25 protein-coding genes and 1 riboswitch are annotated in these 25,293 nt (G+C 48.6%); of the genes, 21 read left to right on the forward strand and 4 right to left on the reverse strand.

The features are described from left to right. The 8 genes from BM082_RS25180 to thiH all read left to right on the forward strand — a co-directional run. Positions 1 to 203, forward strand: a 203-nt coding sequence (locus BM082_RS25180) for a hypothetical protein (RefSeq protein ID WP_208862530.1), incomplete at its 5' end; no start/stop codon positions are given. Positions 204 to 286: 83 nt separating this feature from the next. Continuing rightward, complete coding sequence (crcB, locus tag BM082_RS13170; protein WP_074927242.1) at positions 287 to 670, forward strand: fluoride efflux transporter CrcB; 384 nt, start codon at positions 287 to 289, stop codon at positions 668 to 670. A 50-nt stretch (positions 671 to 720) separates the two neighbouring features. After that, positions 721 to 819: riboswitch (TPP riboswitch) on the forward strand. A gap of 109 nt (positions 820 to 928) precedes the next feature. After that, positions 929 to 2,842 (forward strand): phosphomethylpyrimidine synthase ThiC, encoded by a 1,914-nt coding sequence (gene thiC, locus BM082_RS13175; protein ID WP_074927245.1) that lies wholly within the window; start codon positions 929 to 931, stop codon positions 2,840 to 2,842. A 9-nt stretch (positions 2,843 to 2,851) separates the two neighbouring features. Further along, positions 2,852 to 3,532: a thiamine phosphate synthase gene (thiE, locus tag BM082_RS13180; RefSeq protein ID WP_017008310.1), complete on the forward strand. Its 681-nt coding sequence runs from the start codon at positions 2,852 to 2,854 to the stop codon at positions 3,530 to 3,532. Continuing rightward, positions 3,510 to 4,301: a HesA/MoeB/ThiF family protein gene (locus tag BM082_RS13185; RefSeq protein ID WP_074927248.1), complete on the forward strand. Its 792-nt coding sequence runs from the start codon at positions 3,510 to 3,512 to the stop codon at positions 4,299 to 4,301. Before thiE ends, BM082_RS13185 begins: the two co-directional genes overlap by 23 nt. Next, positions 4,285 to 4,485: a sulfur carrier protein ThiS gene (gene thiS, locus BM082_RS13190; protein WP_017013239.1), complete on the forward strand. Its 201-nt coding sequence runs from the start codon at positions 4,285 to 4,287 to the stop codon at positions 4,483 to 4,485. The genes BM082_RS13185 and thiS overlap by 17 nt, the downstream gene beginning before the upstream one ends. Before the next feature lie 2 nt (positions 4,486 to 4,487). After that, positions 4,488 to 5,258 (forward strand): thiazole synthase, encoded by a 771-nt coding sequence (locus BM082_RS13195; RefSeq protein ID WP_074927250.1) that lies wholly within the window; start codon positions 4,488 to 4,490, stop codon positions 5,256 to 5,258. Positions 5,259 to 5,273: 15 nt separating this feature from the next. Next, entirely contained in the window at positions 5,274 to 6,386 is a 1,113-nt protein-coding gene (gene thiH, locus BM082_RS13200) for a 2-iminoacetate synthase ThiH (RefSeq protein WP_074927253.1), read from the forward strand. 65 nt (positions 6,387 to 6,451) lie between these two features. Here thiH and BM082_RS13205 read toward each other — a convergent pair whose 3' ends face one another. Next, on the reverse strand, positions 6,452 to 8,233 hold the full coding sequence (locus BM082_RS13205) for an aminopeptidase P family protein (RefSeq protein WP_074927256.1): 1,782 nt from the start codon (positions 8,231 to 8,233) through the stop codon (positions 6,452 to 6,454). A gap of 79 nt (positions 8,234 to 8,312) precedes the next feature. Further along, a complete protein-coding gene (locus tag BM082_RS13210; RefSeq protein WP_074927258.1) occupies positions 8,313 to 9,281 on the reverse strand; it encodes a LysR substrate-binding domain-containing protein in 969 nt (322 codons plus the stop codon). A 100-nt stretch (positions 9,282 to 9,381) separates the two neighbouring features. On the opposite strand from BM082_RS13210, the gene BM082_RS13215 reads away from it, so the two are divergent. Further along, positions 9,382 to 10,578, forward strand: coding sequence for a multidrug effflux MFS transporter (locus tag BM082_RS13215; protein ID WP_074927261.1), 1,197 nt, complete (start codon positions 9,382 to 9,384; stop codon positions 10,576 to 10,578). 198 nt (positions 10,579 to 10,776) lie between these two features. Beyond that, entirely contained in the window at positions 10,777 to 11,067 is a 291-nt protein-coding gene (gene tsrA, locus BM082_RS13220) for an H-NS-like global regulator TsrA (RefSeq protein ID WP_017010913.1), read from the forward strand. A 19-nt stretch (positions 11,068 to 11,086) separates the two neighbouring features. Here the strand turns inward: tsrA and BM082_RS13225 are convergent, their stop codons facing one another. Further along, on the reverse strand, positions 11,087 to 11,965 hold the full coding sequence (locus BM082_RS13225; RefSeq protein ID WP_017010914.1) for a DMT family transporter: 879 nt from the start codon (positions 11,963 to 11,965) through the stop codon (positions 11,087 to 11,089). 133 nt (positions 11,966 to 12,098) lie between these two features. Here BM082_RS13225 and rmuC point away from each other — a divergent pair, with 133 nt between their 5' ends. From rmuC to hemB, 9 genes are all read left to right on the forward strand, one after another. Then, positions 12,099 to 13,613, forward strand: a complete 1,515-nt coding sequence (rmuC, locus tag BM082_RS13230; RefSeq protein WP_074927318.1) for a DNA recombination protein RmuC — start codon at positions 12,099 to 12,101, stop codon at positions 13,611 to 13,613. 117 nt (positions 13,614 to 13,730) lie between these two features. Next, a complete protein-coding gene (gene ubiE, locus BM082_RS13235) occupies positions 13,731 to 14,510 on the forward strand; it encodes a bifunctional demethylmenaquinone methyltransferase/2-methoxy-6-polyprenyl-1,4-benzoquinol methylase UbiE (RefSeq protein WP_017010916.1) in 780 nt (259 codons plus the stop codon). A 9-nt stretch (positions 14,511 to 14,519) separates the two neighbouring features. After that, positions 14,520 to 15,152 (forward strand): ubiquinone biosynthesis accessory factor UbiJ, encoded by a 633-nt coding sequence (locus tag BM082_RS13240; protein ID WP_074927263.1) that lies wholly within the window; start codon positions 14,520 to 14,522, stop codon positions 15,150 to 15,152. Beyond that, positions 15,149 to 16,783 carry a ubiquinone biosynthesis regulatory protein kinase UbiB gene (ubiB, locus tag BM082_RS13245; protein ID WP_017013244.1) on the forward strand — a complete coding sequence of 545 codons (1,635 nt, stop codon included), beginning with the start codon at positions 15,149 to 15,151 and terminating at the stop codon, positions 16,781 to 16,783. The genes BM082_RS13240 and ubiB overlap by 4 nt, the downstream gene beginning before the upstream one ends. A gap of 114 nt (positions 16,784 to 16,897) precedes the next feature. Further along, the gene (gene tatA / locus BM082_RS13250; protein ID WP_017010919.1) at positions 16,898 to 17,128 is read left to right on the forward strand and encodes a Sec-independent protein translocase subunit TatA; all 231 of its coding nucleotides are present in this window, start codon (positions 16,898 to 16,900) and stop codon (positions 17,126 to 17,128) included. A gap of 3 nt (positions 17,129 to 17,131) precedes the next feature. Then, positions 17,132 to 17,500: a Sec-independent protein translocase protein TatB gene (gene tatB, locus BM082_RS13255; protein ID WP_017010921.1), complete on the forward strand. Its 369-nt coding sequence runs from the start codon at positions 17,132 to 17,134 to the stop codon at positions 17,498 to 17,500. A gap of 38 nt (positions 17,501 to 17,538) precedes the next feature. Next, the gene (gene tatC / locus BM082_RS13260) at positions 17,539 to 18,297 is read left to right on the forward strand and encodes a twin-arginine translocase subunit TatC (protein ID WP_017010922.1); all 759 of its coding nucleotides are present in this window, start codon (positions 17,539 to 17,541) and stop codon (positions 18,295 to 18,297) included. A 112-nt stretch (positions 18,298 to 18,409) separates the two neighbouring features. Next, positions 18,410 to 19,189, forward strand: coding sequence for a 3'-5' ssDNA/RNA exonuclease TatD (tatD, locus tag BM082_RS13265; RefSeq protein WP_074927266.1), 780 nt, complete (start codon positions 18,410 to 18,412; stop codon positions 19,187 to 19,189). 42 nt (positions 19,190 to 19,231) lie between these two features. Continuing rightward, positions 19,232 to 20,287: a porphobilinogen synthase gene (gene hemB, locus BM082_RS13270; RefSeq protein WP_017010925.1), complete on the forward strand. Its 1,056-nt coding sequence runs from the start codon at positions 19,232 to 19,234 to the stop codon at positions 20,285 to 20,287. A gap of 123 nt (positions 20,288 to 20,410) precedes the next feature. Here hemB and asnC read toward each other — a convergent pair whose 3' ends face one another. Next, entirely contained in the window at positions 20,411 to 20,872 is a 462-nt protein-coding gene (gene asnC, locus BM082_RS13275) for a transcriptional regulator AsnC (protein ID WP_017011875.1), read from the reverse strand. Positions 20,873 to 21,032: 160 nt separating this feature from the next. Here asnC and BM082_RS13280 point away from each other — a divergent pair, with 160 nt between their 5' ends. Together BM082_RS13280 and BM082_RS13285 are read left to right on the forward strand one after the other, a co-directional pair. Then, positions 21,033 to 24,146, forward strand: coding sequence for an EAL domain-containing protein (locus BM082_RS13280; RefSeq protein WP_017013246.1), 3,114 nt, complete (start codon positions 21,033 to 21,035; stop codon positions 24,144 to 24,146). Positions 24,147 to 24,292: 146 nt separating this feature from the next. Then, entirely contained in the window at positions 24,293 to 25,063 is a 771-nt protein-coding gene (locus BM082_RS13285; RefSeq protein ID WP_017011877.1) for a class I SAM-dependent methyltransferase, read from the forward strand. Positions 25,064 to 25,293 lie beyond the last annotated feature (230 nt).

Genomic DNA, 25,293 nt, shown 5'->3' on the forward strand with positions numbered 1-25,293 from the left:
TGGCAGAGCAGCGGATTCCAAATCCGCGTGTTGGGAGTTCGAATCTCTCCACCCCTGCCACATTTAAGGCTCCAGCAGAAATGCTGGAGCCTTTTCGTTTCTGTCACTTTTTCAAAGTGATGTTGGGAGCTGGAACGCCAGCCCGGTCGAATCTCTCCACCCCTGACACATTTTTCGTCCTAAAGACAGCTATTCCAACATAGAGCATTTATCTCCCTTCCTTAGCGCTTCGAAGGTTTAAGGCGTATCATACGGCTATTGTTTCTCATCATCACGGTCAAGAACCATGAATCAAGCTGTCCTACTCTCATTTATCGCGTTAGGCGGTGCTGTTGGTGCCTGCTCTCGATACCTTATTTCAGAACTGTGTGTCGTCTTGCTAGGACGCGGGTTTCCCTTTGGTACATTGACCGTCAATGTCATTGGATCTCTTGCAATGGGGCTACTCGTTGCTGCTCTAGAACAAGAAACCTTTGTTCCAGGTCCCTGGAAGCATCTTATTGGGTTGGGTTTCTTAGGTGCATTGACGACATTTTCCACTTTCTCAATGGATAATGTATTGATGATTCAGCAAGGTGAATGGCTGAAGATGGGGCTGAACGTTGTACTCAATGTGGTGGTGTGTATTTTTGCTGCATGGGCGGGTTTTCAGCTTTTAATGCGCGCCTAATCACACCTTCTGCGGTTGAGAAGGTTTACCCGATTACCTATACTGCTCGATGATACTTGTCGGAGTGCCATTTGGCTGAGACTGCGAAAGCGGGATCCGTTGAACCTGATCAGGCTAATACCTGCGAAGGAAACAAGAGAAGAAAACTTACATGCCGTAGGTGTATCTATTTTTTGATAGGTTTATTTATGTGCAAATATCACTCTTGAAGCGCCTATCCGGCAAGCATTTATTCCCACATAAATTTGGAGTAATGCTATGTCGAGTCGTAAACAATCTAGAAGCGAAGCTAAAGCTTTCATCGATAACCTGTCGGTAAAACCTTTCCCCAATTCTCAAAAAGTCCATGTAGAAGGCTCTCGTCCTGACATTCGCGTAGGTATGCGTGAAATCTCTCTTGCCCCAAGCCTCATTGGTGGCAGTAAAGATAATCCTCAATTTGAAGACAATGAAGCGGTTCGTGTTTATGACACGTCCGGTGTTTATACTGATCCTGATTACGATATAGATATTTATTCAGGCTTGCCTAAACTCCGCGAACGTTGGATAGAAGAACGTTCTGATACTGAACGGTTAGACACCGTCTCTTCTGAATTCGCGCAGACCCGTCTTGATGATGACACTTTAGATGAGTTGCGTTTTGGTCATTTACCAACGGTTCGAAAAGCTCAAAAAGGTCGTTGTGTTACCCAACTTCACTATGCACGCCAAGGGATCATTACCCCAGAAATGGAGTACATCGCCATTCGTGAGAATATGGGAAGTCCTAAGTATTCTGATGAGCAACTAAACCGCCAGCATCCAGGTGAAAACTTTGGGGCTAATTTACCTAAAGAGATTACACCCGAGTTTGTACGTAAGGAAGTGGCGGAAGGACGAGCGATCATTCCATCCAATATCAACCACCCAGAATCCGAACCGATGATCATTGGTAGAAATTTTCTGGTAAAGGTTAATGCCAATATTGGTAACTCTTCCGTGAGTTCATCCATTGAAGAAGAAACCGAGAAACTGATCTGGTCGACACGTTGGGGTGGCGATACCGTCATGGATCTTTCTACGGGACGAAATATTCACGAAACGCGAGAGTGGATTTTACGAAATAGCCCGGTCCCTATTGGTACAGTACCTATGTATCAAGCACTTGAGAAAGTAAATGGTGTCGCTGAAAACCTGACTTGGGAGGTTATGCGTGACACCTTAATTGAGCAAGCCGAGCAAGGTGTCGACTACTTCACCATTCATGCTGGCGTGCTTCTTCGCTATGTGCCTATGACCGCTAAACGCGTAACGGGTATTGTGTCCCGTGGCGGCTCCATCATTGCCAAATGGTGTCTTGCTCATCACACCGAGAGTTTTCTTTATACTCATTTCCGCGAAATCTGTGAAATCTGTGCTCAATATGATGTCGCGCTGTCTCTTGGTGATGGCCTGCGCCCTGGCTCTGTGGCTGATGCGAATGATGAAGCCCAATTCTCAGAGTTACGCACCTTGGGCGAATTGACCAAAGTTGCGTGGGAATACGATGTTCAGGTCATGATAGAAGGACCTGGACATGTGCCAATGCACATGATCAAAGAGAACATGGATGAGCAGCTTAAACACTGTCATGAAGCACCGTTTTATACGCTTGGTCCGCTAACGACGGATGTTGCACCTGGTTATGACCACATCACGTCGGGTATTGGCGCAGCAATGATTGGCTGGTTTGGTTGTGCAATGCTTTGTTATGTTACGCCTAAAGAGCATCTTGGCCTTCCAAACAAAGACGACGTGAAAGTCGGTTTGATTACTTACAAACTCTGCGCACATGCCGCTGACCTTGCGAAAGGCCATCCCGGTGCACAAGTCCGTGATAACGCTTTGTCGAAAGCGCGTTTTGAATTCCGTTGGGAAGATCAATTTAATTTAGCGCTAGACCCAGAAACTGCACGTGCATACCACGACGAGACTCTGCCGCAAGAATCCGGCAAAGTGGCCCACTTTTGCTCTATGTGTGGTCCTAAATTCTGTTCAATGAAGATCAGTCAGGAAGTCCGTGAGTACGCGAAAAACCAAGAGCTTGGCGAAGCGATTGAAGTGAAAATGCTCGATGATCCACTTGAAGGCATGAAACAGAAATCGGCTGAGTTTCTTGCGAAAGGCAGCGAACTTTATCATCAAAAGGCGTAAGGAGTCGGTATGAAGGCTTCGAATGTATTCGTCAGTCAGCCTTTTGAAAAAATGGAGGAGGGCTTAGGCCCTCTTTACCCTGTGGTTGATGACATTGCGCTGCTTAAGAGATTGTTGGCGCATGGCGTACGAACAGTGCAGCTTCGGGTTAAAGACCCAAACCATCCTCATCTCGAAGCAATGATAGAAGACGCGGTTGGGTACGGTGAGCTTTATAACGCACAGGTGTTCATTAATGACCACTGGGAAAAAGCCTTATCAGCCGGCGCTTACGGCATACATTTGGGACAGGATGATCTAAAAAGTGCTGATCTGAATGCCATTGCGAAAGCAGGGATTCGCTTAGGTGTGTCGACAAGAACGGCAGAGGAACTGCAATTAGCCTTATCTTTAAATCCGAGCTACTTGGCGATTGGACATATATTTCCTACCCCTACCAAGCAGATGCCAACCCCTCCTCAAGGCATTGAGCAACTAAAAACACATTTACGGACTGTGAATGGAAAAGTTCCGACCGTGGCCATTGGCGGTATCGATCTATCTGTCGCGTCAGAGGTATGGCAATCAGGCGTTGATGCCATTGCTGTCGTTCGTGCTATCACTCAATCCGAAGATCTAGCCGCAACACTTCACTCTTTTGCAGACATTCTGACAGAGGAGGCGAGAAATGAACTTTCCACCGCTCTCTGATGACGCGTTTGATCGATACAGCCGTCAAATCATGCTGGCTGATTGGGGGGAGAAATCTCAACAAAAACTCGCGGTAGCCAAGGTCTTGATTGTTGGGTGTGGCGGGCTAGGGACCGTGGCGGGACTGTATCTTGCCGGAGCAGGGGTGGGGCATCTTGTATTAGCCGATGATGATGATGTCGAATCTTCCAATTTGCCTCGTCAGGTTGCTTATCGCGAAACGGATGTAGGCACCCCCAAAGCCAAAGCGCTGAGTGCCCAACTCAGCGCGTTGAATCATCGTATTCATTGTCGACCTGTTGAGCGCCGTCTCTCGGGAAAATCGCTTTCTTTGGAAGTGTCTCTTGCCGATCTGGTATTGGATTGCAGCGATAACCTAGAGACGCGCCAAGCCATCAACGAGGCTTGTTTTACCTCGAAAACGCCCCTTATCTCTGGTGCAGCAATCGGTTGGAATGGTCAGTTAATGGTGTTTGATTTTGCTCGTGCGAAGACACCTTGCTACCACTGTTTGTTCCCTGCGAAACATGATGAAACGACACGAAACTGCCAATCAGCAGGCGTTATTGGGCCTGTTGTTGGTGTGATTGGTAACTTTCAGGCACTTGTCGCACTGCAATACCTGACCCAGCCAGAGAAACCTGCAACGCGCTTTTATCACCTTGATGGGCTCACATTATCTTGGCAAATGATGCACGTTCCTCAGGACCCCGCATGTACAGTTTGTCAGGTTCAAAAGAAGGCGGTGATAAATGAATATTTGGCTTAATGAACAAGCGTATACAACGATTGATGCTTGCGATCTTAAAGCACTCATTACTGAATTGTCGCTGCCAGATAATGCTGTCGCGGTAGCAATTAATGGCGATATTGTCCCGCGTCACCAGTGGCAAGACACGCCATTAGAGGAAGGTCTTCAAATTGCTGTTTTTCAGGCTATTGCAGGAGGATAACCATGTTGAGAATTGCAGATAAAGTTTTCGCTTCTCGCCTTTTTACGGGAACAGGCAAGTTTTCAAGCACCAAAGTGATGGCAGAAAGCATTGCGAAAAGTGGTTCAGAACTGGTCACTATGGCACTTAAACGTGTTGATGTTCGAAATCGAGATGATGACATTCTTGCGCCCCTTTTAGCCTCTGATATCCATTTGCTTCCCAACACGTCAGGTGCCAAAACTGCAAAAGAGGCAATATTCGCGGCGCGTTTAGCGCGTGAGGCATTGGGCACAAACTGGCTAAAACTGGAAATTCATCCAGACCCTAAATATTTGATGCCCGATCCAATTGAAACGCTCAAGGCTGCCGAACAGTTAGTCCAAGAGGGCTTTATTGTGTTGCCTTACTGCCATGCAGATCCGGTGCTGTGTAAGCGACTTGAAGAGGTTGGGTGCGCTGCTGTCATGCCGCTTGGTGCGCCAATTGGGAGTAATAAGGGTCTGGTTTCTAGCGACTTTCTCGACATCATTATCGATCAAGCAAAAGTGCCGGTTGTGGTGGATGCTGGGATAGGCGCACCTTCTCATGCTGCATTTGCAATGGAAAAAGGTGCGGATGCTGTGCTCGTCAATACGGCTATCGCCACCGCAGCAAACCCTGTCGCCATGGCGTATGCGTTTAAATTGGCGGTTGAAAGTGGCCGAATGGCCTATGAAGCTGGGTTGGCAGGTAGAGCACAACACGCGGTGGCATCGAGCCCTTTAACGGCTTTCTTAGATGAGCTTGCTTGAGAATAGGGAGACGACATGGGTTTTTCAGAGCAATGGGCAGATCTCGAATGGGACGACATTCGGCTGTCTATTTACAGTAAAACAGCCAACGATGTGTCGTGCGCGTTGGCGAAGCCGAAACGCGATCTTGAAGATTTCAAAGCGCTGATATCGCCGGCCGCTGAGCCTTTTCTAGAGCAAATGGCGCAACAAGCAGCCGCGGCGACAAGGCGTCGTTTCGGGTATACGGTGAATTTCTACGTACCGCTTTATCTATCAAATCTATGTGCCAATGCTTGTACCTATTGTGGTTTTTCGATGGAAAACCGCATTAAACGCAAAACCTTGTCGATGAGCGAAATAGAGCGTGAATGCAATGCTATCAAAGCCATGAACTTTGACAGTATTTTGCTCGTCACAGGTGAACATCAAACCAAGGTAGGCATGGCGTATTTCCGTGATGCTGTGCCTGCGATTAAGCAGCACTTTAGCTATTTGGCGATGGAAGTTCAGCCAATGGAAGAACAAGAGTATGCCGAGTTGCGTAGCTTTGGTTTGGATGCGGTGATGGTCTATCAAGAGACGTATAACCGCGCCACTTATGCAGAGCACCATCTTCGCGGGAACAAAACGGATTTTGCATACCGACTCGATACGCCGGATCGATTGGCGCGAGCCGGCATAGATAAAATCGGCATTGGCGCATTGATCGGGCTGGATGAATGGCGCACGGACTGCTTTTTTGTCGCTAACCATCTTGATTACTTAGAGCGCACCTATTGGCGCAGTCGTTATTCGATTTCTTTCCCCCGTTTACGTCCTTGTGAAGGCGCTGTTCAGCCTAAGTCGGTGATGACAGACCGCCAATTGGTACAACTTATCTGTGCCTATCGGTTGTTAAATCCTGAGGTTGAGCTTTCCTTATCGACCCGAGAGTCACCGGATTTTCGTGACAAAGTACTGCCGCTGGGTATTACGTCGATGTCTGCGGCATCGAAAACACAACCCGGTGGATATGCCGACGAAGAAGAAGAGCTAGAGCAATTTGCCGTGTCTGACGAACGCAGCGCCAGAGAAGTCGCAACGGCTGTTAAACAGGCGGGTTTTGAAGTGGTTTGGAAAGACTGGGATGCATCGTATTCAGGTTAAGTACAACTCAACGAAAAGGCTCCAGAAGGAGCCTTTTATTCAACACGCATAAAGTTAACTTTATGTCACAAAGGTACTGTGGCTTGCTTAAGCCACGCTAAGTCTTCACCCTCGAGAGACGGACTCACGTCTTGCCATACTTTCTGATGGTAATCGTTCCACCATGTGATCTCGCTATCGGTCAGTAGAGAAACATCGACGAGTCGACGATCAATCGGTGCGCGGGTCAGTGATTCAAAGCCCAGCACCGTCATATCACCTTTCGTTGGCACTTCCACGACGATTTCCAAGTTCTCAATGCGAATACCGAATGCGTCTGCGCGGTAGTAACCAGGCTCGTTAGACAGCACCATACCTGGAAGCAATGCGACGGTGTTTGGCGCTTTTGCGATACGTTGAGGGCCTTCATGCACGCTAAGGAAGTGACCGACGCCATGGCCTGTGCCATGGTCGTAATCAAAACCGTGCGCCCATAGGTGTTGACGGGCAAGTGCATCTAATTGGCTGCCACTGGTGCCTTTCGGGAAGCGTGCCGTACCCAATGCAATATGGCCTTTCAGTACTAAGGTGAAGGCGGTTTTCACTTCGTCTGAGCACTCACCAATCGCAATGGTTCGCGTGATGTCGGTGGTGCCATCTGGATACTGGCCGCCTGAATCCACCAAATACACATTGTTGAGCTCAAGATCACCTGGCTTTGGTTGGTTTAGGTGATTGTAATGACACATTGCGGCGTTTCCGCCCGCGGCAGAGATAGTGTCAAAGCTCAAATCGGCAAGGGTGTCATCTTTTTCACGGAAGCTGAGAAGCGTGTCAGAAAGCTCGGCCTCATTAGGAAGGCTTCCCGCTGCGACTTGTGCATCGACCCATGCGAGGAAGCGGCTCACTGCAACACCGTCGCGAATATGGCAGGCTTTGATACCTGCGATTTCAGTGCTGTTTTTAGCGGCTTTTGGCAACATGCAGGGATCGGCTGCATGCACGATGTGCGCGCCATGTTGGGTAAGCACTTGGCTTGCCCATGCATTGCTTGTTTGTGGATCAACCAAGACTGTCTTTCCGCTCAAAGAGGCTAAAGAAGCTTCGAGAGCGTCAGGTGCTTGAACGGAAACACCCTTTCCAACATGCGCAGCGAAAGCGTTTGGCAGGCGAGCAGGGTCGATGAAAAAGGTCACGTTGCCGTTGGCTTCGATCAATGCGCTTGAAAGTAACACGGGCAGGCGCGATACATCGCCGCCGCGGATATTAAGCAGCCAACAAATACTATCAAGCTGGCTTAACAGTGCAGCGTCTGCACCTGATGTTGAAAGGGCTTGACCGATGACGTGACGTTTGTCTTCACTGCTTTGACCTACAAGGTTATTCTCCATCAATCGTGCGTCAGTGAGTAACGGAGCTGGGCGGTCATGCCACAAGGTATCGATTGGGTTACTGTCGATGCGAATGAGCTCAAGGGAGCCGTCTACTACTGATTCCGCTTGTGCTAACCAATTGGCGCTGTGAAGACGTGGATCCACGGCCACTTTGCTGCCAAGTGGCAATGTATTAAGTAGCCACTGCAGTGCAGGTTCTTCAATCAGGTGGCGGTATTCAAAAGTATCGGCAGGGACTTGCTTGCGCACTTGCACCGTGTAGCGACCATCGACAAACATCGCTGCTTTTTTGCGAGTGATCACCGCTGCGCCAGCCGAGCCTGTAAATCCTGTTACCCAGTGGAGGCGTTCGTTGTGTTCTGGGATGTATTCGCCAAGAAATTCGTCTTCATGTGGGATAATCAGCGCGTCCAGAGACTGGTCATCTAGCCAACGTCGTAAAGCCTCGACGCGTTCAGCAGTCGTAGTGTGCATGTATCGTCCTATTATTCTCTGTTTGAATGATCGTAACGTTCTAAATGGGTTGAAACCCTGTGGTTTCTTAACCTCTACGCTATCTGTTTTCCTCTGCCGCTGCAATTTCTGTCATATGTCTGCAACGTGAAATAATTAACTCCCTTAACCAATGGTGTCCCGGATCGCTTTGTCGGCTTTGATGCCAAAACAAGGTGTATGCCATGGGAGGGAGAGGTTCTGGAAGCGTCAGCACCATCATGTCGAGTTGTTTGGCGACCGAATAAGCAAAATGTGAAGGGGCAGTAAATACGAGATCGGTGTGCGTACAAAGGCTTGCCGCACTATTAAAGTCTGGCACATACATAGCGATATCCCGTTCAAGGCCTCGCTCTGCCAGTTTATAGTCTAGTAACCAACGATCACTGCCATCACACCGAACTTGCACATGCCGCTGTTTCAAATAGATGTCCATGTTCCAGTCAGCACTAAGGATCGGGTGGTCTTTTCTTACGATGACACGTTGCTGATCTTGATAGAGTTCTTCATAGATGATGCCTTTTGGTGGCATCAGCGTCAGCATGGCATCCGCAGGGTTTAGGTCTTTCCCTGTGATGCCAAAGTCGACGTCTCCTCTCGCCATGGCATCAAAGGTATGCGGACCCCATGCTTCTGTGTCTAACGTGATGGATGGCGCGGCATCAAGAATTTCACTGAGAAAGCGGGGAAGTAACAACGGATACGCGCTTTCAACCAAGGCAAAATGAAAGCGACGGTCGCTGGTTGCTGGACTGAATTCGTCGGTCACTATTAACCCTTCGATATGGCCAAGTAAATTCTTTAGTCCTGCCTTTAAAGAAATGGCCTTCGGGGTGGGGTGAAGCCCTCGCGAAGTGCGGTTAAACAGTGGGTCATCAAACTGCGTACGTAATTTTGCGAGGTTCTTACTTACCGCGGATTGGCTAAGGTTCAACCTTTGTGCTGCGCGCGTGACGTTGCATTCTTCGATCAATACATGGAGGCAAATCAGGAGGCTGAGATCGTAACGAAGCAACTGGTTGAGGTTCATTGAATGATATTCCAAATGGTCATGTCTAACCTGAATATAAACCATTTTTGTTCATATCTGAATGCGACTACACTCCGCGTTAAATAATCAGGAGTACGTTATGTCCGCCCCTTCTTCAAAACCTGATAGTCGCCTTGTTGCGTTAATGGTCTTGCTGGTGCTTTTCAGCCCACTGGCTATTGATATCTATCTACCTGCTATGCCGCTAATGGCCACTGAATTTGATGTCGCGCCAACGCGTATTCAAGACACCATCTCATGGTTCTTGGTGAGCCTCGGTGTGGGTCAACTCTTGGCTGGCCCATTGGCTGATCGCTTTGGCCGTCGTCCTGTTGCTATGGCAGGCATTGCGATTTATGCCGTTAGCTCAGGCATGGCATGGGTAGCTCAATCACTCGACGCACTCTTAATTGCCCGATTACTGCAAGGTGCTGGTGCTAGTGCAACGTCTGTGTGTGCATTTGCGGCTGTTCGAGACAGCTTTGGTGCGAAAAAAAGCGGCCAAATGATCAGCTACCTTAACGGTGCTATCTGTTTTATTCCTGCGCTTGCGCCACTTCTCGGTAGTTGGCTTACGCACATGTTCGGCTGGCGTTCAAATTTCAGTTTCATGATGGCGTATGCGGTTGTGGCATTTGTGTTGGTGATGACGCTGTTCCGTGAAACCCGACCCGCAGATACCGATACCAGTGGTCGCTTACTAAGCCCTTCGCGTTATTGGCAAGTGCTTAAAGAGCCTGTGTTTGTTTACCATGCGGTACTTTGCTTGCTGGCGATGTCTGTCATTCTTGCGTATGTCACCTCGGCACCCGTGAGATTGATTTCGGAACTTGGCTTATCCATGGAAGCCTTCACCTTGTGGTTTGGTACCAATGCGGCCTTCAATATTTTCGCGTCAATGACAGCGCCAAAAGTCATCGAAAAATTTGGCAGTCGTAAAACACTGAATGCAGGCATGGTGACCTTGTTGTTTGCGGGCTGCTTGATGGCGGCATTGAGTGGCACACAACAGGCGTGGGCATTTATGTTGCCAGTGATTGTGTCTTCATTTGGTTTTGCGTGGATTTTAGGTTCAGCCGCAGGTAAAGCCCTGGAGCCATTTGGTCAGCGCGCAGGTACGGCCGCTGCATTGTTGGGTTTATTCCAAATGAGTGGCGCTGGCACCTTGGTGAGTTTGACACAGCGTGCTGGTCTGAGTGAGCCGCACTTGCTGGTCTTCCACATGCTGTTACTAGCACCAGGCCTATTTGTTCTTTGGTCATCAGCTGGTAAGCGCTGGCACACGGCTGAATGCTAAACCTGCTGACTAAGTGTTAAAGAATACAAAATGATAAGACGCGAAAAGCGCAGGGTCTCGACAACCCAATAACAAATCTTCGCCCGCCAATTCTTATTGTGCGGGCATTTTTTTGTTGCTTAATAAGCAAAGGGAGTATATTTAGTGTGCAACCTTTTCCTTTCCACCCCTACATACACTAATAGGCAGTCATAATTTATGTCGATGTCGACAATCGAATTAGCACGTCATCTGGAAATGCTTGAAGAATCGCCAGAGAAAATGATGTTCGGAAAACTTCTCACTGAATTAAGCGGTATGAGCGAAGAGCGTGTTCAGCGAGCAGCACGTCAAGTGCCTATCAGCGGCCTGCGTGAGCTGGTACATCAGTTTAATAAGGTGATTCACGATCGTCGTGGTGAGCGCGTACAAGAGCTTGCACAAGAGATGGCGAATGATGGTATTTCAGCAGAAGAGCTGCGCCAATATTTAGCGCAGCGTACTCGCTAGAATTAAATATTCCCCTGAACTACGTTTTACTTTTTCGCTGCTGAACCAAAAGACCTGCAACAATCATTAGCAATCCGACCAGCGTTGTTGGATGGATTTGTTCGCCTATGATCGTGGCAAGTAGCAATAAAGAAATAAATGGCGAAATAAAAATGAGATTACTGATACGCGCTGTATTTGACGCTAACTTAATGGCATTTAACCAAAGCACGAACGTGATCCCCATTTCGAATAAACCAACATAGCTAACTGCTAACCAGCCTTGCCAAGGAATGCCGCTCCAATCGCTGGTATAAAGGCTCAGTCCAATCGAAAAGGGCAGTGACAGAAGAAAACCAAGCAGTAGACCTATAACCGGGTCGGCTTGGTTTTTTGCATTTAGAATCCAATACCCGGCCCACAGTAAAGTGGATAGCAGCGCCAAGCCAACCCCTAATGGACTGTCAAAATTCAACGCAAGCACATCCCCTTTTGTGGCAATCACCACCACCCCGGCATAGCCAAGTACCGCAGCAATCCAATCTTGTTTACGGATTTTTTGCCCCATAAAAATGGCCGCCATCAGCGTGAGCGTAATTGCCCAGCTGTAATTAAGGGGTTGGGCTTGAGAGGCGGGCAGCAAATCGTAGGCTTTAAAAAGCACCAAGTAATAAACCAGTGGGTTAATTAAACCCAGCATCAAATAATACAGTGGGCGCTTCGACAGTGTGGCGGTGAGCGTGTTCAGTGTGCCTTTCCACGCCGCAATTGCCGCAAGAGACAGGGCTGACACGACACTCGCTGCGGCAAGCATTTGGATGGGGTCCATGTAAGTGAGGGTGATCTTGAAGGCTGTTGCGACGGTTGACCACAGCAACACCGCAGCCAATCCGTAGCCGATCGCAAGGCGGTCGTTCATGACGAATCATTCCATTGAGAAAGAGAGAGCATGCAGTCTAGAGCAATCGGTGACCATTAGAAAAGCTGGACATTTATCCAGTGCTTTATTAGCCTTCAATACTGGTTATGGCGTGAAATTAAAAGGTTATCGCATGCAGATAGAAAGCCTGCTTTCGGATGGAATGATTTGGGCTGCAGCAGGCGCTGGAGTCACGGCGATTGTTGGCACAATATTTCATCGACTCTCACAGCGAAACCTTCGCGATCTGATGATGCAGCAACAAGAAGCCGATGAGAAAATCAGCCAATCCACTATTTTACGTCTTGAAGCCGAAACGCGCACCTTGCAGGGTGAGCTCGATGGCATGGACTTAGAGCGTGACCGATTGAGCAATGAACTTCGACATCAATATGGCAAGTTGACTGCCGCGGCCGAAAAACTGCGTCAGATGGACATCATCCGCAGTGAAAAAGACCAGCTGTCTGACACCGTTGAAACCCTTCGAGACCACAAAGCCGCGTTAGAACTTTCTCTTCGAGAGCAGCAAACCCGCACGGAAGAGCAACTTGAAGCCGCTGATGCAAAAATTCGATTGCTTGAAGGTGCGGAAGAGCGTCTGCGTGTTCAGTTTGAAAGCTTAGCGAACAAAGTGTTTGACCATAAAACCCGCACCGTGGATGAGCAGAACCGTCAGAGTTTAGAAAGCTTACTTGGGCCGTTGAAAAACCAACTAGAAGGTTTCCATAAGCAGGTTTCTGACAGTTTCGGCGAGCAAGCCAAAGAGCGCCACACCCTGATCCATGAAATAAAAAGCCTGCAAAAGCTCAATGAAGACATGACCCGAGAAGCGGTGAACCTCACTCAAGCATTAAAAGGCGACAATAAGCAGCAAGGAAATTGGGGTGAAGTGGTGCTTGCTCGTGTGCTGGAAGAGTCAGGACTTCGCGAAGGGCATGAATACCAAACGCAGGTCAGCCTCGAAAATGAACAAGGCAAGCGATATCAGCCGGATGTGATAGTGCGTCTACCCCAAGGGAAAGACGTGGTTATCGACGCCAAAATGGCGCTGGTGGCTTACGAACGTTACTACCATGCGGAAACCTTAGCGGACAAAGACAGTGCCCTGCGAGAGCATGTAGCGGCGATTCGCGGGCATATCCGTGGCCTTGGGCGTAAAGATTATCATCAGCTTCACGGCATTCAGAGTTTGGATTATGTGCTCATGTTTATTCCGGTTGAGCCAGCGTTCCAAATTGCCCTTGAAGCCGAGCCCTCATTGATTCGGGAAGCCCTCGATAACAATATCATGCTTGTGAGTCCGACCACTTTGCTGGTGGCACTTCGCACCATCAATAATCTATGGCGATATGAGCACCAAAACCAAAATGCCCGTTTAATTGCGGAAAAAGCCGCCAAGCTTTATGACAAAATTCGCTTGTTTGTCGTAGACATTGAAGTGCTGGGCGGTGCGTTGGACAAAGCGACCGACAGTTACCAAGGTGCGCTTAATAAGCTTTCTACTGGGCGCGGGAACATATTGCGTCAGGCGGAAGGCTTTAAAACACTGGGTGTGGAAGTAAAACGGGATATTAGTGTGGCGATGCTGAAAAGAGATGCGTCAGACGATGAAGACGACGCGCCAGCCTTGTCGGCATCTCGTGATTAAGCCTGACCTCTTATCCGCGGCACGAACCGCTTTTCGCCTTTGTGGGTATAAAGTACACTAAGCAGCAAAAATAACGGGCATTTTCTTAGCACGTCCGCTATTACTCAGGGGTTTACGATGACAGATACGACACAGGGCGTGACGCAAGACGCGGATCAGAATACCACTCACTTTGGCTTTCAAACGATCGCCAAAGAAGACAAAGTCAGCATGGTGGCAAATGTCTTCCACAATGTGGCAGCGAAGTACGACATCATGAACGACGTGATGTCTATGGGTATTCACCGGATTTGGAAGCGCTTCACCATCGATTGCAGTGGTGTGCGTCCAGGTCATCGCGTGTTGGACTTGGCTGGTGGAACCGGCGATCTGACAGCAAAATTTTCCCGCATCGTGGGTGATAAAGGTCAGGTGATTTTGGCTGATATCAATAACTCGATGCTCAATGTTGGCCGCGATAAACTGCGTGACATCGGCATTGTTGGCAACGTGAATTACGTGCAAGCCAACGCCGAAGAACTGCCATTTCCAGACGATTATTTTGACTGCATCACCATTGGTTTTGGTTTGCGTAACGTCACCGACAAAGACAAAGCATTACGCTCTATGTATCGCGTGTTGAAACCCGGTGGCCGCTTGTTGGTGCTGGAATTCTCAAAGCCCATCGTAGAACCACTGTCGAAAGTGTACGACGCCTACTCCTTCCACCTGTTACCGAAAATGGGCGAACTCATTGCTAACGATGCGGAAAGTTACCGCTATCTTGCAGAGTCTATTCGCATGCACCCAGATCAAGAGACCTTGAAAGGGATGATGGAAGGTGCAGGTTTCGAGCAAACGAAATATTTCAACCTGACCGGTGGCATTGTTGCCTTGCACCGCGGTTACAAATTCTAAGGTGCTGCTATGCCACTCGATCCGTTAGTGACCGCCGTTGTCGAAACCAGCATCAATACGCTGATCCGTCAAGACAGCGAGAGTCAACGCCGTTTAGCGCGCCTAAAAGGTAACGTGCTGCGCGTCAAACTGACCGACATCAACAAACAGTTGGTGTTTGTGTTTAGCCAGCAAGTTGATGTGTTGGCAGCGTTTGAAGGTGATGCCGATTGCGAGCTTGCGCTTGCGGTTTCCGTGCTGCCTCAGCTAAAAGACAAAGCCAACCTGACCCGTTTGATCAAACAAGACAAACTGCATTTAGACGGTGATATCGACATTGCTCAGCATTTTTCTAGCTTGTTGAATGGGCTAAACCCAGACATTGCAGAATGGTTGTCTCACTATACCGGTGATGTGGTTGCACATACCGTGGTGAGAACGGCACAACAAGGCATCGCGTTTCTCAAAGATGTCGGTAAGCGCCAGCAGCGTTATGCCGCAGAATTGGTGGTTGAAGAGTGGCGCTTAGCGCCCGGCGCATTGGAAGTCGCGTATTTCGCTGACCAAGTGGATGATGTGCAAAGCCATGCCTCGCGTCTTCAAGCACGTATTGATGCGTTTGAACAAAAGCTAAACGTAGTCGCTAAGGTGGAGAGCGCATGACACCCAGCGAAATTCGCCGTTTATACCAAATCACAAAAGTTCAGCTAAATTACGGTCTTGATGAGCTTTTACCAAAACAACCTATTACGCGTGGGCCTCACCTCATGCGAAAAATGCTGTTTTGGCTAAAAAATTGTCATGAAGACAAAGTGCTGGGCGAGCGCCTACGGTTGGCATTGCAAGAGCTCGGGCCGGTCTGGATAAAGTTCGGACAGATGATGTCAACGCGTCGAGATCTGTTTCCGCCAGCGATTGCTGACCAACTCGCCATGCTGCAAGACCAGGTTGCCCCATTTGACGGCAAGTTGGCGAAATCGCAGATGGAAGAAGCACTCGGTGGGCCTATTGAAACTTGGTTTGATGATTTTGATGAAACGCCCTTGGCATCTGCATCTATTGCGCAGGTGCACACCGCGATATTGAAAGAAAATGGTCGCGAGGTCGTGCTCAAAGTTATTCGCCCTGACATCCTTCCTGTTATTCAAGCCGACATTAATCTGATGTACCGCATGGCGCGCATCGTCGCCCGTTTCTTGCCAGAAGCGCGTCGTTTAAAGCCGGTCGAAGTGGTGCGTGAATACGAAAAAACACTGCTTGATGAGCTCGATTTGATGCGTGAAGCGGCCAATGCCATCCAGCTTCGTCGTAACTTCGAAAATGACCATATTCTCTATGTGCCGGAAGTCTTTAGCGATTACTGCCGTACACGCTTGATGGTGTCTGAGCGCATCTATGGCATTCAAGTGTCAGACATGGAAGGCCTACGAGAAAACGGAACCGATTTAAAACTCCTTGCTGAACGCGGCGTACAGGTATTTTTCACACAAGTTTTCCGTGATAGTTTCTTCCACGCTGACATGCACCCGGGCAATGTGTTCGTGTCTTATGACCACCCTAAAGACCCACAATGGATTGGATTGGACTGTGGCATTGTTGGTACGTTAAACCGTGAAGACAAACGCTACCTTGCAGAGAATTTCTTGGCGTTTTTCAATCGAGACTACCGTAAAGTCGCCGAACTGCACGTTGATTCAGGTTGGGTGCCGCATGACACCAATGTGGATGAGTTTGAATTTGCGATTCGCACCGTGTGTGAGCCTATTTTCGAAAAGCCACTGTGTGAAATTTCCTTTGGCCATGTGCTGTTGAACCTGTTTAACACCGCGCGTCGCTTTAATATGGAAGTGCAGCCACAACTTGTCTTGTTGCAGAAAACCCTGTTGTATGTAGAAGGGCTAGGGCGTCAGCTTTATCCGCAACTCGATTTGTGGGATACCGCCAAACCTTTCCTTGAAGACTGGATGTCTCGACAGCTAGGTCCAAAAGCGTTGATAAACGCAATTAAAGAAAAAGCACCATTTTGGGCTGAAAAACTGCCGGAGTTACCGGAACTTGTTTACGATAGCTTAAAGCAGGGACGTCAGGTAAACCAACGCATGGACGCTATGTACCAAGAGTTTATGTTGGCACGCCGACAGCATAACCGCGCTCGCTTCTTACTTGGGGTGGGTGCTACATTGCTCGTTACCTCTGCCATACTGTATAGCAATCACGTGGATCTTCTCCCTCACGTTGCTGGTGGTACGGCATTGTTGAGTTGGTTATTCGCATGGCGAGCATTTAATAAATGATTCCATTGTCCTATCAACGTGAAGTAGATTGGGGCATATCAAATAAGTTGTAGCATTGAGCGCGTAGACTCCTGTTACTTTTTTTACACCACATAACGCAGAGGTAGCACTAGCATGGGTGGTATTAGTATTTGGCAACTGCTGATTGTCGCAGTGATCGTAGTTCTTTTATTCGGAACGAAGAAATTGCGTAACATTGGCGGTGACCTCGGCTCAGCAGTAAAAGGCTTCAAAAAAGCCATGACTGACGACGAGAAAAAAGACGCTGATTTTGTCCAGGAAAAACTGGAAGAAAAAGACAGCACTGCACAGAAAAGTGAAGCGAAAGACAAAGAGCAGGCATAATCCGTGTTTGATATCGGTTTTTGGGAGCTGATCCTGATCGCGGTTGTTGGTCTGGTGGTTCTCGGCCCTGAAAGGTTACCCGTGGCTATTCGTAATGTGTCTCGCTGGATTGGTGCAGCACGAAGAATGGCAGGGTCTGTGCGCGATGAACTTGAGCAAGAGCTCAAGATTCAAGAGCTGCAAGATAACCTGAAAAAAGCCGAGCAGATGGGAATGCAAAACCTGTCACCGGATCTACAGCAGTCTGTTGATGAGCTAAAAAAAGCAGCTGAAGACGTGCAGCGACCTTATGAAAATAAGAACGCAGGTGAACCTATCGCCAACACCGATTCTGCTCCTGCTTCCAGCCCAGCCAAAGATAAAACCGAATAACGGTTTTTGGTCGGGCTCCAGTTTTTTGTCGAGAAACTATGTCATCTGTAGAAGATACCCAACCGCTCATTAGTCATCTTGTCGAACTAAGAGATCGCCTGTTACGTGCTTTGTTGGCCGTGCTGGTGGTTTTTTTAGGTTTGGTGTATTTCGCCAACGACATTTACACCTTTATTTCTGCGCCGTTGGTCGATCGCTTACCGGAAGGCACCAGCATGATTGCGACAGATGTGGCATCGCCCTTCTTTACGCCAATAAAATTAACGCTGGTGGTATCGGTATTCGTTGCGGTTCCTATGATCTTGTACCAAGTGTGGGCGTTTGTCGCGCCTGGCTTATACAAGCATGAGAAGCGCTTAATCATGCCTTTGTTAGCGTCGAGCTCACTGCTGTTTTACTGCGGCGTGTCTTTTGCTTATTTCGTTGTGTTCCCTCTGGTGTTTGGCTTCTTTACGTCAATTGCCCCCGTGGATGTCGAAATTGCCACTGACATTGCGAGCTATCTGGATTTTATCTTGGCCCTGTTCATGGCCTTTGGTATCGCGTTTGAAATCCCTGTTGCCATCATTTTGTTGGTGTGGACAGGCGCGGTAGATCCAGATGAATTACGCACCAAGCGCCCTTACATCATTGTTGCGGCATTCGTGGTGGGCATGTTCCTCACGCCGCCAGACATCATTTCGCAAACATTATTGGCGATTCCAATGTGTTTTCTGTTTGAAGTTGGTTTGTTCTTCTCCCGCTTTTACAAGCCACGTGAAGAGCTCAATGACGAAGAAAGTGAAGGTCAGAACTAAGCGTTTTCAATCCCTAAAAGCCAGTTTTATACTGGCTTTTTCTTTATCTGTTGCCATGAAGTTTCACCACGGCATTGCCGCCGACACCACGTTTGAATAAAGGACATACACAGTGATTGATATTGGAGTGAACCTCACCAGCAGCCAATTTGATGCCGATCGAGAAGAGGTTGTCCTTCGTTCTCAAGAGGCCGGTATCACTGCCATGGTGCTGACGGGGACTGATCTCGAATCTAGCCCTGCTGCTGCGAAGCTTGCGGAGCAATATCCGGGATTTGCGTATTCCACCGCAGGCGTCCATCCTCATGATGCAAAAAGCGTGGAGGATTTATCCTTACCGAGCGTTCGAGAATTAGCATCCTTGCCCCATGTTGTGGCTGTTGGTGAATGTGGATTGGATTTTAATCGCGATTTTTCACCAAGACCGCAGCAAGAAGCTGTCTTTGATGCGCACTTGGCATTGGCCGCAGAACTTAACATGCCGGTCTTCCTGCACTGTCGTGATGCTCATGCGCGTTTTATGACGATTCTTTCGCCATGGATAAGCAAACTGCCGGGCGCTGTTCTACATTGTTTTACGGGCTCAGAAGACGAGTTGAAAGCGTGTCTTGAGCTGGGCTTACATATTGGCATCACAGGGTGGGTTTGTGATGAACGACGCGGGCAAGCGCTACGTGAAATTGTGCCTTTGATTCCTGATGACCGCTTGATGATTGAAACCGATGCGCCGTATTTGCTGCCGCGGGATCTCGCACCAAAGCCGAAATCACGTCGTAACGAACCCTGTTACTTGCCACATATCGCCAACGAGATCGCGACATTGCGTCAGCAGGACACTGAGCAGTTGATCACAATAACCACACAGAACAGTCGTCGATTCTTCAGACTGTAAGCGCTATCATGCGTTCAAAGCATTTGGATTAAGGAGGATGCCATGACTGTATCCACTCAGGGCGCGTTTCCGGCCCGTCGCATGCGCCGACTGCGCAAGCATGACTTTAGCCGCCGTTTGATGGCTGAAAACCAACTTTCCGCGAGCGATCTGATTTACCCAATGTTCATTCTGATGGGAAAAAACCGTCGCGAGAGCATTGAATCCATGCCCGGCATCGAGCGTCTGTCTATCGACCTGATGCTGTATGAAGCAGAGTATTTGGCAACTTTGGGTGTGCCAGCAATTGCGCTGTTTCCCGTTGTACCAAAAGAATTTAAATCAACAGATGCCAACGAAGCACATAACCCAGAAGGTCTTGTGCAACGTGCTGTGCGTTTGCTGAAAGAGCACGTTCCACAAATGGGCGTGATCACGGATGTGGCGCTCGACCCGTACACCTTATCTGGTCAAGATGGTTTGACGGATGAAGGCGGCTACGTGTTGAATGATGAAACCACAGAAGTACTGATTCAGCAGGCGCTGTCTCATGCTGAAGCGGGTGCGGATATCGTGGCACCGTCAGACATGATGGATGGTCGCATTGGTGCTATCCGCGAAGCGCTTGAAGAGGCGGGTTACATTCACACCCAAATCATGGCGTATTCTGCCAAGTATGCGTCTGCTTACTACGGTCCATTTCGTGATGCTGTCGGTTCAGCGGCAAATCTGAAAGGGGGCAACAAGAAAACCTATCAGATGGATCCTGCAAACAGCGATGAAGCAATTCACGAAGTGGCCATGGACATTCACGAGGGTGCGGACATGGTCATGGTGAAACCGGGCATGCCGTATCTGGATGTGGTTCGTCGCGTGAAGAGTGAGCTGAAAGTGCCGACGTTTGCTTACCAAGTGTCTGGTGAGTATGCGATGCACAAAGCCGCGGCACAAAACGGCTGGTTGAACGAGCGTGAGACCGTCATGGAATCGCTCATGTGCTTCAAGCGTGCAGGCGCAGACGGCATCTTGACCTACTTTGCCAAAGACGTGGCGCGCTGGCTAGCGGAAGACCAACAAATGGACATTCCTGCCCTGCCTAATCAGGACAGCGCTGATTAGTGCTTTTTGCCCTCCAAAGACAAAATGCCAGCTTACGCTGGCATTTTTCATTCTGAGCTTTAAAATTTCTCGCTTCTCGCTTCTCGCTTCTCGCTTCTCGCTTCTCGCTTCTCGCTTCTCGCTTTAAGGTGCAACATTCCGTTTAATGGGATTTTGCAGCGAGATCAGCGTTTCGGTTGATTGCACTTCATCGATCGCTTGTAGTTTGTCGATCAGCACATATTGCAGTTCTTCGATTGAACGGCACATCAGCTTAACAAAAATGTTGTAAGCCCCTGTCGTGTAATAGGCTTCAACCACTTCATCCAATTGCTGCAGTTTTTCAATCGCTGAATGGTAATCGCGCGCTGCGTAGAGATTGATGCCGATAAAACAACATACGTCATAGCCAAGCGCTTTGGTGTTCACCAGTACTTCCGTACCTGTAATAATGCCAGCAGCTTTCATTTTTTCTACGCGCACATGAACCGTGGCTGGGCTGACAGAAAAGCGTTTACCCATCTCCGCGTAAGGGACTTTCGCGTCGCTCATCAAGGTGTGAAGTATCTGACGATCTAAATCATCTAACTTAACAATTTCATTCATTGGTATCGCTAAACTCCATGTTACCCGCAGTTTTCGTGCATGAAACTTGACCACTTCATTGTCTAGCCAATACGGTGTACTGACATTTCACACAGTGATAAATTCATCCAAATCCATTTTTATGCATCAGATAATTAAGTGTTTTTTTCTACTCGTATTGATGCTGAAAAGCAGCCTTCTGTTGGCTGCTGATCAGGTCCTTGCCATACATTCTTATCACCCTGATTTTTTCTGGACGGAATCGCTCGTCAAAGGGATAGAAAAGGGGGTTGAAGGGCAGGACATTGTGGTTGAACACACGTATCTTGATACAAAACGCATTCAAACACCCGACTACCTTTCGCAACTTAAACAACTTTATCAGTCTCGCCTACAAGATCACCACTACGACGCGATATTAACCACAGATAATGTTGCGATGTGGTTAGTGGATGAACTCGGCGACACCTTAGGGGATACCCCTGTCATCTTTTCTGGCCTGAATATTGATACCGCACAATCCTTTGAAAGAATCCCACGTTTAAGCGGTGTGAAAGAACTGGTCAATGTCCCTGATAATATTGCCTTGATAAAGACCCTTCATCCTGACACGAAACGTGTTTGGGTTGCATTAGATGATGGCTATTCAAGCAATCAATATTGGAATGCCATTGAAGAACAGCTCGATGGCGTGCCAACGTTGGATGTGACAGTAAATCGTCTTCACAACATGCGATTTGATGAACTTGTGACGCGGATATCGACCCTAGAAGCAGGTGATGTGGTGTTTTTTGTCTCGTATTTTAAAGATGCGAGCGGCGCGTTTATGGAGCACAAAGATTTGTTACGCCAAATATCAGCCACCTCATTAGTACCAATCTACGGCGCGAGTAGCTTCATGCTGCCTTACGGCGTGATTGGCGGCATCATGGTGGACGGTGAGTATCATGGAGAGGTACAGGCTTCTTTGTTAGGAGATGCGCTGAATAAATACAACATGCCTACTGTTATCGACGATGCAAACCAACTGATGTTCCAATACGATACCGCTAAGCGCAATGCGATTGATATATCCCAATTTTCTGACGCTATCGTTGTTGATCGTCCTCCCTCTTTCTGGGTCTCGAACCAAGATGCGGTAATGAGCAGCTTAGCGATCATGTTCGTCTCGGGCGTGATCATCGCCATGCTAACCAAGCAGATGAATAAACAACGACAAAGCGAGCGCGCATTGGCGCAAAGCCGTGCCTTGTTTAAAGGGGTGTTTGACCAAAGCCACCAATATATCGCTATGCTGGATTATCGCGGGCGTGTCGTTTCAGCAAACAGTGCATTTCAATTCTTATTCCCTGACATGTTGTCGCGCGAAATGCTGCCGATTTGGCGTTGGTCTGATTGGCTTAGCTCAGACCGCTTAAAGCTGCACATTGAGTCCTTGATTGAAGGACAAACCAGTCGCTTTGAAATCTGCATAATTTCTGAACAGCAAAACGAAATCATTCTGGATGTGGCGCTCAAGGCGTTGCCTGATCACAGCCATGCGGATGCGCAAATTCTGTTTGAAGCCCGTGATATCAGCCAGCGCAAAAATGCCGAGCAAAAGCTGCAGCGTAGCGAAGTGGAATATCGCATGCTCTATGAGCAACAGCCCGTGATGTTGCTGACCATCGACCAACAGTCTCGCATTCAGTCCGTTAATCAATGTGCATCTGAGTGGCTTGGCTTTTCCAAGCGCCATATGCTCGGACATAAAGTGACGGAGTTCTATGCCGATGAAAGTTTGCCGCCGCAATCTCTTGTGAGTGAAAACAACCGTGAACGCTTTGGCATTTGGCGACGCGATATTCGTTATGTCACCAGTGATGGGAAAGAGCGCTGGATACGCGAAAGTGTGCGTTCAACTCAAGTGAAATCACAGTTGCTTCTGGTGGGGGAAGACATCACTGAAAACCGCCGCATGGAATCGCAGCTTCGTTATCAAGCACAGCATGACTTCCTGACAGGGCTGCTTAACCGCACCTATTTTGAAATGCGTCTCGTGGATGCGCTGCAAGAATCGGCAGACACCGAATCGGTGCATGCCTTGTTCTACATCGACCTTGATCAGTTTCGCGTCATTAATGACACTGTGGGTCACGAAGCTGGCGATGAGGCCCTCAAGCAAACGGGTCAGGTGCTTCGTAGCATCTTGCCTCATGGTGCGACGTTAGCGCGTCTTGGTGGTGATGAGTTTGCGGTAATTTGTTACCACTGCAATGAAGTAGCGGCCTTGGCGCAAGGCGAGAAAATTCTCGACTCGTTGAGTGGTATGGATTTCTACTGGGATAACACGCGCCTCGCGTTAGGGTGTTCTGTCGGGATCAGGTTGCTTGATAAAACCGCAGGTACGCCACAGCAAGTGCACGCACAGGTCGACACGGCGTGCTACGCCGCTAAGCATGATGGCCGAAGCAGAGTGCACCTATATCGCCCTGATGACCAAGAGCTTCGCCGTCATGAGCGCGAAATGGCCTTTGTAAACAAAATCTACGCAGCGCTAGCAGAAGACAGGCTTGAGGTTTATGCCCAACCGATTGTGAGCGTGAGTTCAAGACTGAAGGAAAAAATGTATTTCGAAGTCTTGGTGCGTATGCGCGATGAAGACGGTAACCATGTGGCTCCGGGGCAATTCATTCCTGCTGCTGAGCGCTACAACATGGCGCACTTGATTGATAAGCGTGTGATTGAAAAAACCTTGGGTTGGTTTGAAGCCCATCCCGTCTTTGTTGACGAAATCGCCATGATTTCAGTGAATTTATCCGGTCGCTCTATGAGCGATCAGAGCTTTATCACCTTCCTGCTCGATGCGCTGAAAAACAGTGTCTTGCCAAGCAATCGTATTTGTTTGGAGATTACAGAAACAGCGGCCATCGGTAATTTATCCGATGCGATAGAGTTGTTCACCAAACTCAAAGCGTTGGGATGCACCATTGCGTTGGATGATTTCGGCTCAGGGCTTTCCTCTTTCGGTTATCTCAAACGCTTACCTGTCGACATCATTAAAATTGATGGTCTGTTTGTGAAAGACATCGTGGATGATGAAACAGATTACGTCATGGTGCGTGCTATCCATCAACTTGCTAGCCAAATGGGTAAAAAGACAGTGGCGGAATTTGTCGAGAACGAAGCCATTTTGACGCGCCTCAAATCGCTCGGCGTGGATTACGCCCAGGGCTATCACTTCAGTATTCCTAAGCCGATGCAGCATTTGATTGAAGATCATGTGGGCATTCATTTGGATGTATCGACGAGCTAAGGGTATGACCTTGGGTTTGTTTCTTAAAAGCAGCCTATGAGCTGCTTTTTTCATGGGCTTATTCACGGTGATGTGGCGCGTTTTTGCTCTGTGTTCCTTGTATGAGCCTGATATACTCGCCGAGATTACTTTTCCGGAGAGTTCAGGTGCACATTGCTTTATCTTGCGACGCGCCAGCGCGTGCAGATACCCTGGCTGAGATTGCTCAGCGCTGGGGTCTTACCCATGATGCGGGTGCCATATTCGCCCTCGTTTTAACCGAATCCCGTTTAGAGCTTCGTAAGCTTGATGAGCCTAAGTTGGGCGCGGTATACGTTGATTTGGTTGGCGGTGCGGCGGGACATCGACGCAAATTTGGTGGTGGCAAAGGGCAATCCATTGCCAAAGCGGTTGGATTGAACAAAGGCGCGACACCGACGGTGCTTGATGCAACGGCGGGTTTGGGTCGAGATGCATTCGTATTGGCGTCGTTAGGCTGTAAGGTGCAAATGGTTGAGCGTCACCCTGTGGTGGCTGCATTGCTTGAAGATGGATTAATGCGTGCTAAAGCGGATGCGGACATCGGCGGCTGGGTCAGTGAGCGTTTGTCGATGGTGCATGCTTCTAGCCATGATGCGTTAAACCAATTGGTGAATGACGCCACGTTAACCCGCCCAGATGTTGTATACCTCGACCCTATGTATCCGCATAAAAAGAAATCGGCACTGGTGAAAAAAGAAATGCGTGTTTTTCAATCATTGGTCGGTGCTGACAACGATGCCGATGGCTTGTTTGCGCCAGCCTATGAGCTTGCGACCAAACGTGTGGTCGTGAAGCGTCCTGATTACGCGGAATTTCTTGCCGATAAAACGCCATCGACGCAGATTGAAACCAAAAAGAATCGCTTTGATGTGTATGTAAAAGCAGCAATGCGCTGATCGCGTCATCAAGAGCTGTAAACCGGAGACTGAAGCGTTGGCAAAAACACTGTGTGACTGGAAGAGCCGAGACATTGAAGGCGATTTGTCAGAACTGACAAAACTGGTCAAAAAACCAGAGTTCGTGTGTAAGAAGTGCGCACGGGTAGCGAACACCAAAAAAGTGCTGTGCAAACCCATATCACTCAAGTGATTAGGTTTAGCGAATACAATATAACGTATAAATGATA

This window comes from Enterovibrio norvegicus DSM 15893, assembly GCF_900115495.1.
Lineage (GTDB): Bacteria > Pseudomonadota > Gammaproteobacteria > Enterobacterales > Vibrionaceae > Enterovibrio > Enterovibrio norvegicus.

What these genes read in the sequence shown, in the direction of transcription:
- tatA (WP_017010919.1), top strand. Translation starts at nt 16,898, where the DNA reads ATGGGTGGTATTAGTATTTGGCAACTGCTGATTGTCGCAGTGATCGTA.
- BM082_RS13185 (WP_074927248.1), top strand. Translation starts at nt 3,510, where the DNA reads ATGAACTTTCCACCGCTCTCTGATGACGCGTTTGATCGATACAGCCGT.
- thiS (WP_017013239.1), top strand. Translation starts at nt 4,285, where the DNA reads ATGAATATTTGGCTTAATGAACAAGCGTATACAACGATTGATGCTTGC.
- BM082_RS13215 (WP_074927261.1), top strand. Translation starts at nt 9,382, where the DNA reads ATGTCCGCCCCTTCTTCAAAACCTGATAGTCGCCTTGTTGCGTTAATG.
- BM082_RS13205 (WP_074927256.1), bottom strand. Translation starts at nt 8,233, where the DNA reads ATGCACACTACGACTGCTGAACGCGTCGAGGCTTTACGACGTTGGCTA.
- tatC (WP_017010922.1), top strand. Translation starts at nt 17,539, where the DNA reads ATGTCATCTGTAGAAGATACCCAACCGCTCATTAGTCATCTTGTCGAA.
- tsrA (WP_017010913.1), top strand. Translation starts at nt 10,777, where the DNA reads ATGTCGATGTCGACAATCGAATTAGCACGTCATCTGGAAATGCTTGAA.
- rmuC (WP_074927318.1), top strand. Translation starts at nt 12,099, where the DNA reads ATGCAGATAGAAAGCCTGCTTTCGGATGGAATGATTTGGGCTGCAGCA.
- BM082_RS13280 (WP_017013246.1), top strand. Translation starts at nt 21,033, where the DNA reads ATGCTGAAAAGCAGCCTTCTGTTGGCTGCTGATCAGGTCCTTGCCATA.
- thiE (WP_017008310.1), top strand. Translation starts at nt 2,852, where the DNA reads ATGAAGGCTTCGAATGTATTCGTCAGTCAGCCTTTTGAAAAAATGGAG.
- BM082_RS13195 (WP_074927250.1), top strand. Translation starts at nt 4,488, where the DNA reads ATGTTGAGAATTGCAGATAAAGTTTTCGCTTCTCGCCTTTTTACGGGA.
- hemB (WP_017010925.1), top strand. Translation starts at nt 19,232, where the DNA reads ATGACTGTATCCACTCAGGGCGCGTTTCCGGCCCGTCGCATGCGCCGA.
- thiC (WP_074927245.1), top strand. Translation starts at nt 929, where the DNA reads ATGTCGAGTCGTAAACAATCTAGAAGCGAAGCTAAAGCTTTCATCGAT.
- ubiB (WP_017013244.1), top strand. Translation starts at nt 15,149, where the DNA reads ATGACACCCAGCGAAATTCGCCGTTTATACCAAATCACAAAAGTTCAG.
- thiH (WP_074927253.1), top strand. Translation starts at nt 5,274, where the DNA reads ATGGGTTTTTCAGAGCAATGGGCAGATCTCGAATGGGACGACATTCGG.
- BM082_RS13225 (WP_017010914.1), bottom strand. Translation starts at nt 11,965, where the DNA reads ATGAACGACCGCCTTGCGATCGGCTACGGATTGGCTGCGGTGTTGCTG.
- BM082_RS13240 (WP_074927263.1), top strand. Translation starts at nt 14,520, where the DNA reads ATGCCACTCGATCCGTTAGTGACCGCCGTTGTCGAAACCAGCATCAAT.
- asnC (WP_017011875.1), bottom strand. Translation starts at nt 20,872, where the DNA reads ATGAATGAAATTGTTAAGTTAGATGATTTAGATCGTCAGATACTTCAC.
- crcB (WP_074927242.1), top strand. Translation starts at nt 287, where the DNA reads ATGAATCAAGCTGTCCTACTCTCATTTATCGCGTTAGGCGGTGCTGTT.
- BM082_RS13210 (WP_074927258.1), bottom strand. Translation starts at nt 9,281, where the DNA reads ATGAACCTCAACCAGTTGCTTCGTTACGATCTCAGCCTCCTGATTTGC.
- ubiE (WP_017010916.1), top strand. Translation starts at nt 13,731, where the DNA reads ATGACAGATACGACACAGGGCGTGACGCAAGACGCGGATCAGAATACC.